This window comes from Nostoc sp. LEGE 12454 (genome assembly GCF_056620565.1).
Map to the genome: position 1 here is coordinate 1 of NZ_JBWQXL010000112.1, position 1,490 is coordinate 1,490.

Annotated in this window: 2 protein-coding genes; both read right to left on the reverse strand. The window is 37.3% G+C overall.

Features of this window, described 5'->3' with window-relative positions; genetic code table 11:
* Window positions 1-34: 34 nt before the first annotated feature.
* Window positions 35-310, reverse strand: coding sequence for a hypothetical protein (locus tag AC1F2U_RS34655; protein WP_480265263.1), 276 nt, complete (start codon window positions 308-310; stop codon window positions 35-37).
* Window positions 311-352: 42 nt separating this feature from the next.
* On the reverse strand, window positions 353-1,450 hold the full coding sequence (locus AC1F2U_RS34660; RefSeq protein ID WP_480265264.1) for an IS4 family transposase: 1,098 nt from the start codon (window positions 1,448-1,450) through the stop codon (window positions 353-355).
* Window positions 1,451-1,490 lie beyond the last annotated feature (40 nt).

Genomic DNA, 1,490 nt, shown 5'->3' on the forward strand with positions numbered 1-1,490 from the left:
CGAATGGCACTAAGAAAAGCTGAAACAATTGTGGTTAAGCAGTTTTCAAAAGATTTCGTAATTCATGCCGGGGTTTGGTCATCAAAGGATAAATTTTTGGGCGACGTTTACGGACTCGTGGTTCACTTCTACCGGGGCGATCGCTCACAGCTTTATGAGCAACAACTTTAAGTAAAGTGAGGTAAATTTGGAGACGTTTTGTTGAAGTTGCTGCTAATAATTCGGGAATAAAGTTATTTAAATGGTGGCGAGTAGCTTGCAAGGATAGGCGCAACGGAGGAGTATCATAAGTAGTGCCTGCCGACCACATTAAGCTACGTAGTAGATTGTATGCAAGTAAATAAATGTAAATTTATTTGCGTACCATTGAGGGAGTTTTACACCGTAAAACATCCATACCCAAGGTAGTTTTGAGATGTCTTAAATCTAGCTCAACGTCCCACCTCTGACCGTAAAGCCCAACAATATCCAGAGTTGAATAAGTTGCTTTATCTAATAAAGTAGTGATTACGCTAACTCTTTCTGTACGAAAACCTGGAATAACAATGTAATAGTAAATTTCTCGCACAGTTATGGAAGGAGGTAGAGCATCAAATTCATCTTTACTCAATCCTTTTGGACAATTTTTAGGCTTATACCAAGTAACTAATTTGTCAGAATCTCCAACAATTTTGCCTTTTCGCATGGTTGTTGTTCGAGATTGATGCTTCCGAAATACAGCATCACAACCGAGTTTGGTAATCGTAACCATATCGGCATAAGCGCAAAAAGCTCTATCTCCTAAAAGCACATCATTGGGTTTGAGAAAACTATATAATCTCCTTGCTAATTTAATATCATGAGTGTTCAGAACATCTATACAGAAAGCAATAGCCACTCCTGTAGCTAAACTGAATATCACACCAATTTTGGCAATTGGAAATCCACATCCGTCCTTTTGGCTCTTGGGTTGAGGGTATGCTTTTTGGTTTTCTACTGTATCGGGCATAGAGACAGTTGACCCATCTATTACCTTGACATTTCGACCACACCACAAATGTTCTCCTGTCACTTTCTCTTCTATATTTTGTGCAGACTGACTAAAAATATTTTCTAATAATTTTTCTGGAAGCCTTACCCTTGCTTGGCAATAAGCACTTGTATCAGTTGAGGGAATTTCTACCACAATTTCAGCCAAATAAGCAATGACTTTACTAACTGCATTATGACAACTTTTATCATTATCTAAAACTTGAGACAAAAATGCCCAAAGCGTTACGATTGGATCAAATAATCGCCGATAATATCTAATTTTTAGCTCATCAAGAGCTTGTTCAACTACACTTGTTGGTAACAATTCTTTAAAAGGTAATCCCAAAGATGAATTAAATTTATCCTTGAGGATTTGTACTCGTAGTGTCACAGTAGTATTTATGATGTTTGCTTGCTCGTCTTTTTGAAAGTATTTCATGAACGAGCTTCGCTTTTCCTACCTAAATTTTTTTTGGACA

Coding starts and splice junctions, on each gene's coding strand:
- AC1F2U_RS34660 (WP_480265264.1), bottom strand. CDS start 1,450: ATGAAATACTTTCAAAAAGACGAGCAAGCAAACATCATAAATACTACT.
- AC1F2U_RS34655 (WP_480265263.1), bottom strand. CDS start 310: ATGTGGTCGGCAGGCACTACTTATGATACTCCTCCGTTGCGCCTATCC.